1 protein-coding gene is annotated in these 6631 nt (G+C 77.9%); it reads left to right on the forward strand.

The window, feature by feature from the left end; translation table 11 throughout:
• Window positions 1-6631, forward strand: a 6631-nt coding sequence (locus tag ABD308_RS37980; protein ID WP_344345417.1) for an EndoU domain-containing protein, incomplete at both ends; no start/stop codon positions are given.

Below are 6631 nucleotides of genomic sequence, written 5' to 3' on the forward strand. Positions count from 1 at the left end.
GGGCGGCCCGCCGCGCCGCCCGCGCCTGGGCGAGGACGTCCTGCGCCGGATGCTGGAGGGCCGCTCCGACGGCTCCGGGGGACACCTGTACCCGCGGGCCGGCTCCGACCGGCCGCGCCCGGTGGTGGTCGAGGGGTCGCAGCACCGCAACGGCACGTTCCGGGTGACCGAGACCGCGCCGGTCCCGGTGCAGCACGTGGAGTCCGCCGGCACCCTGTTCGCCGGCCCGGCCCGCTCGGAGTGGACCGTCACCCGCACCATGTTCCCCCGGCACTGGTCGTCCGACGACGCCGCCTACGCGGCCGAGCAGGCCTACCAGAGCGCCGTGCGCGGCGGCCGGGTCACCGAGCGGTACGGCACCCACCACTGGACCGGCGAGTACGGCGGGATCCGGATCGAGGGCACGGTGGTGAAGGGGGAGTTCACCAGCTTCCGGCCCGCCGCCGACCAGGACCGGATCCCCGTCCCCGCCTTCGGGCCGCCCCGTCTCGCCGACCGGCGCTTCGACCTGCTCGGCGAGGACCACGTCCGGTTCGGCGACCGCCAGGCCCTCACCGGCGTCCACAGCCGGCCCGACCTCGCGGTCGCCTCCGTCCACGGCGTCTGGGTGGACACCGCCACGGTGCGGCCCAACGACAACGGCACCTACCGGGCCCGGGTCTGGTACCTGGACCCGACCGTCGGCCCGGAGGCGCCGCTCTCGGAGTTCACGGCCCGCTGGTTCCGCCGCGCGGACGACGCCCCGCACACGATGTACCCGGACGGCTGGACCCCGGCCGCCGTCCGCCGGGCCGTCGACGCCGCCTACCAGGGCCGACCCCACCCGCGGCCCGAGCCCGGCGGCGCCGAGCACTGGGTGGGCGAGCACGACGGCGTGCGGATCGAGGGCATCACCCGCAACGGGGTGCACCTGGTCCACCGCCCCACCGTCGACCAGCCGATCAGCCACTGGCGGGACACCGAGGTGGTCGAGCGCTCGGCCGCCGGCAACCCGGTGGTGTACGGCGTCCAGGACAGCGAACTGACGGTCCGTCACGTCCGGTTCGCGGCCGGGCAGCAGGGCCTCGAACTGCACGTGCCGGTGCGGCTGCGCTTCCCGGCGGACGCCACGCCCCAGCAGACGGAGGCCTACCGGGCCGCCGTGCAGTCCGCCGCCGACCGCTTCTCGCGCGGCGCGCGCGACTCGCAGGACCGCCTGGTCCGGGTGGTCGCGGACTTCGTCGACCACGACGGGCCCGGCCACCGCACCGTGGACGTCACCGCCGACGTCCCGGCCGCCGGCATCCCGCTGCGGACCCTGATGCCCGACCTCGACAACTCCTTCACCACCCTCCGGGATGTCGCCGACTATGCCGGCGAGCAGTCCCCGGCCGAGGGCTGGGCGCCGCACGGCGGCCCCCGCCCCGCCGCCGCGCCACTGCGCGCCCCGGACGGCCCCGGCACGGCGGAGCGCCCGGAGACGGTCAGCCGGTGGACGCAGGACCACCCCTCCTCGGTGCGCAACTTCGCCCTCGCCGACAGTTGGCTGCCCGAGCACTCCGGCCTGCCCGCCGCCTGGTCCCGCGCGGACGCCTTCGAGTTCATCGGCCAGGCCGTCGGCGCCGGGAACCACACCAGCCGCGACCGGCAGGTGCCCCGGGGGCCGGAGGACATCACGGTGGACGTGCTGGAGCACCGCGGCCTCACCCTGCGGATCGTGCGCGACGGCGAGTACCGCGTCATCGGCGTCGCCGTGATCGGGGACCCGCCCTACCCGCCCCAGCGCCGCAGCCCCGAGCACGTCGTCCCCGAGGAGCGGCACGCCCCGCTCCAGCCGGGGGAGGAGGGGCCGGAACAGCCGGCCCCGGAGCGGCCCCGCCCGGAGCCCGGCCCGGCCCCGGCGGACCCCAACTCCCGCACCGGGCTGCGGCCGGACCCCGACACCCGGCGGGTCCGCCCGCCGGTCGGACCCCGGGCGGAGGGCGAGGCGCCCTCGCCGCTGCGGCCGTACGAGGTGCGCCGCGGCCTCCTGCTCAACGGCGACCCGGTCACCGAACTCGTGCTGCGGGTGCGCCTGGACGCCTCGGACGTGCCGGCGGCCGACGCCGCGCGGGTCACCGCGCTGCGCGAGCGCGTCCACGAGTCCGTGGCCCGGGCCGGCTACAACGGCGGGCACCGGCTGCCCGACGGCAACCGCCTCCAGGTGCGGGTGGAGTTCGTGGAGTCGCCCGGCGACGCGGACCACACGGTGCGGGTGCACCGGGGCACCGTCCGCCAGGACGAGGCGAACTGGGGGCTGCGGGCCGGCCGGGAGACAATCGGCCACGAGATCGGGCGGGTGCTCGGCCTGCACGACGGGCCGCTCGAACTGCACCGCGCCACCGGCGCGGAGCGCACCGCCGACTGGCCGCGCCGCCTGCGCACGGTGGGCGCGGCCGTCGACGAGGTCTTCGCCCCCGACCGCACCCCGGACCAGGCCCCCGGACAGACGCCCCCCGTCGCCGGCCCGGCCCCCGCCGCGGCCCCGCCGCGGATCGCGGACGCGGTCCGGGACACCGCGCTGTACGGTCCGGACGGCGAGGACGGCACCGGCGGCTCGATGCTGCGCCCCTCCGTCGACCTGGCGTACGCCGGGCAGCTGCGCACCAACCCGAACGACACCGTGACCCTCCCCGCCCCGGCCGGCCCCGGCGGGGCGGACCGGACCTTCTTCCCCCGGCACTGGAGCACCGAGGAGATCCTCTACGCCGTCGAGCAGGCGCACCTGGACTCCCGGCGCTACGGCACCGACGCCTCCTCGCCGCTCTGGATGGGCGAGTACGCGGGCGTGTTCATCACCGGCACCCAGCGGAACGGCGAGGTCACCGGCTTCCGCCCGCACCACGGCCAGGGCGACGAGCCGCCGCCGCCGTACGCCCCGCGCCGGCCCCTGCCGCCGCACCCGGCCGAGCTCACCGCACCGCCCGGGTTCGGCGACCGGCGCGCGCTGACGCCCCTGCACCACCGGGTCGACCCGGGCGCGGGCGACGTGCACGGCGTGCGGACCGAGACGGTCGGGGCGCCGCACCCCAACGGCACCCGCCGCGCCCACACCTGGTACCTGGACCCGTCGGTGGCGCCGGACTCCCCGCTCGCCGACTTCCCCGGCCGCTGGCACCGCTCCGCGGACGGCCCGCAGACGCGGCTCTACCCCGAGCACTGGACCCGGCAGGGAACGGCGGAGCGGGTGGAGCCCGCGCTGCTGGACGGCCGGCCCCGCCGCGAGGTGCTGCTGGAGGACCGCCGCACCCGCCACGTGGTCACCGAGGTGGACGGGGTCCGGGTCGAGGGCCTGGTCCGCGACGGCCGGGTGCTGGTCCACCGGCCGACCGAGCAGCAGCCCGACTTCACCGGCGGCTTCGTGCGCCGCTGGGACGACGCCCCCGTGCTGGCCCGCTCCGAGCCGGTCACCCGGCCGGTGGCCGAGGACGGCCCCGAGCTGACCGCCCGCCGGGTGGTGTTCGCCACCGGGCAGGAGGGCGTCGAGCTCACCGTCCGGCTGCACCTGGCACCCGGCGACGGCATGACCGGGCCGGACGTCGCCGCCCGCGGCCGGCGGCTCCAGGAGGAGGCCGACCGGCTGACCGCCGACCTGGACCCGTTCACCCCGGTCTCCCTGCGGCTCGACTTCACCGACGACCCGGCCGGGGCGTTCTCCAGCGTCCGGCTGCGGGCGGACCGCCCGACCGCCCTGGAGGACCACCTGGGGCCGCTGCTGCGCACCGTGGACGAGCACGGCCTGGACACCGCGGCGGCGATCCTCGCCCCGCCGCCGGGCGCCGCCCGGCGCGCCCTGCCGCTGCCGGAGCCCGTCGCTGGCACGCTGCGGGCCCCCGGCACCGACGACCCGTCGGCGCCGCCGCGCTCCACCGACCTGATGCGCGGTCAGCTGACGGCCGTCCGGGAGGCCTTCACCGACGCCGCCTGGGCGCGGCCGGCGCTGGGGGTGCCGTCGGACTGGACGCCGGCGGACGCCCGCTACGCGGCCTACCGGGTCCTGCTGGCCGGGACCCCGGACCCGCGGGGCCGGATCCAGGGCGAGTTCGCCGGCCGGGGCGTCGTGGTGTTCACCGAGAACGGCCGGATCACCGGCTTCCGGATCGCCGTGCCGCTGCCCGGGGACGTCCCGGCGCCGCCGCCCGGCACCCACCGGGTGCTCGCCACCGCGGAGGTCCGGCCGGCCGAGGACGCGTTCCGGCGCTCGCTGGCCGCCCGCGACCTGCGGTCCTTCGAGGCCACCCGGGTCGAGCTGCCCGGCGGGGACACCGAGACGGTGCTCCGGATGCGGATCCACCTCGACACCGCCGACCTGTCCGGCCTGACGCCCGCCGAGCGGGAGTCGGGGCTGCTCGGGATGCGCACCCGCGTCGCGAACGGCCTCGACGAGCAGTTCAACCGCGGCCAGCGGCTGCCCGGCGGCGACCTGCTGCGGTTCGAGGTCCTCTTCGTGGACACCCCCGAGGAGGCGCACCACACCGTCGCCGTGCACCCCACCCAGCCGCGCGCCAGCGCGCTGCACTGGGACCTGGTGATCGACCGGTCCACCCTCGCCCACGAGCTGGGCCACCTCCTGGGCCTGCCGGACGAGTACCGCGAGGCGGCGTTCGGCCCCCGGCCCGTCTACCAGGACGGCGGCCTGATGGCCGGCCAGGGCGTCGACACCTTCGGCCGGTTCCTGGTCGACCACGACGACCCCGCCGGCTCCACGGCCGCTCTGCACCCCGCCCAGGGCCTGCCGGCCCGCTACCTGCGCGAGCTCGGCTCCGCCGTCGACGAGGCCTTCGGTCCCGCCGACGGCCCGGCCGGCGGCCCGCCGCGGCGCGCGGCCTTCGGCGAGCAGACCCTGCGCACCGCGCTGGACGGCGCGGACGGCACCGGGGGACACCTGTACCCCGGCCCGGGCACGGGCCGCACCCGGCCGCCGGGAACGGTGGGGCCGGACCACCCCAACGGCACCTTCCAGATCTCGCGCACCGAGCGGGTGCCGGTGCCGCACCTGGAGTCGGCGGGCGGCCTCTTCCCGGGCGCCACCCACGAGACCCGCACCACCACCCGCACCATGTTCCCCCGGCACTGGACCTCCGACGAGGCCGCCTACGCCGCCGAGCAGGCGTACCAGAGCGCCCGCCGCACCGGCCGGATCACCGAGCGGGACGGCACCTACCACTGGACCGGCGAGTACGCGGGGGTGCGCGTCGAGGGCGAGGTGGCGAACGGCGAGTTCACCGGCTTCCGGCCGGCCCACAACCAGGACCGGGTTCCCGTCCCGGCCTTCGAGCCGCCGAACCACGGCCCCCGGCGGTTCGCCGCGAGCAGCGAGGACCACACCCGGTTCGGTGACCGCCACACCCTCACCGGCGTCCACACCCGGCCGACCGCCGAGACCGCGCGCGAGCACGGCCTCGTCGTGGAGCGGCTGCACCAGCCGCACGACAACGGCACCTACCGGGCCCAGGTCTGGTACCTCGACCCGCGGGTCAGCCCGGGCGCGCCGCTGTCCAACCTGGAGTCCCGCTGGCTGCGCCGCTCCGACGACGCCCCCCACGTGATGTACCCGGACGCCTGGTCGCGCTCCGAGACCCTCAACGCCGTCCACCAGGCGTACCGGTCCCGGCACGAGACCCGGATCCTGCCCGACGGCACCGAGTCCTGGACCGGCCGGCACCAGGGCGTGGTGATCGAGGGCCTCACCCGCGACGGCGTGCACCTGGTCCACCGCCCCTCCGCCGACCAGCCGGTCTCCCAGTGGCGGCCGGAGGAGATCGTCCGGCAGTCCGCGCCGCGCCAGGTCGACTTCGGCGGCGGCTTCAGGGCCGTCGTGCGGCACGTCCGGTTCGGCGACGGCCAGAGCGGCCTGGGGATCATCGCCCCCGTGCCGCTGCGCTTCGCGGCGGACCTGGACGCCCGGGACCGGGCCGACTACCGGGCCGCCTTCCAGCGCCGGATCGACCAGGAGCTCGGGAACCTGCGCGACGCCGACGGCGCGCTGGTCCGGGTGGTCGCCGACCTGGTCGAGACCGACCACCCCGGCGCCCCCCTGGTGGGCCGCGGCAGCCTGCCCGGTCCGCGGACCCTGCTGCCGCACTTCATCGGCGATCACGCCCCCGTCGCCCAGGCCGTCGAGCACGCGCGCCGCACCGCCCCGGCCGAGGGCTGGACGGCCGGCCGGCCCGACGCCCCGCCGCTGCGGGAGCCGCGCACGCCGGGCACCGACGAGCGGCCCGCGACGGTCAGCCGGACCGAGACGCTGTACCCCCGCCTGGAGCGCTCCTTCGCGCTCCCGGACGGCTGGACCCCCCGGGACGCCAACCTTCCCGCCGTGTGGTCGCGCCAGGACGCCCTCTCCTACCTCGCCGACGCCGCCCGCCACGGGGTCCCGGTCGCGACCGACCATCCGCGGCCGACGCTGCCGCACGGCCGCACGGCGGAGCTGGTGGAGCACCTGGGTGTCCGGGTGAGGCTGGTGCGCGACGACCTGGGCCGGCTCACCGGCGCCGAGGTGCTCGGCGGGACGGAGTTCCCGCCCCAGTTCAGCCGGCCCGTGCCACCCGTCGCCGGGTCGCCCGGCGCCCCCCGCCGCACCGGCGCCGAGGAGCACCTCGGCGACGACCAC

This window comes from Kitasatospora putterlickiae (assembly GCF_039527695.1).
GTDB lineage: Bacteria > Actinomycetota > Actinomycetes > Streptomycetales > Streptomycetaceae > Kitasatospora > Kitasatospora putterlickiae.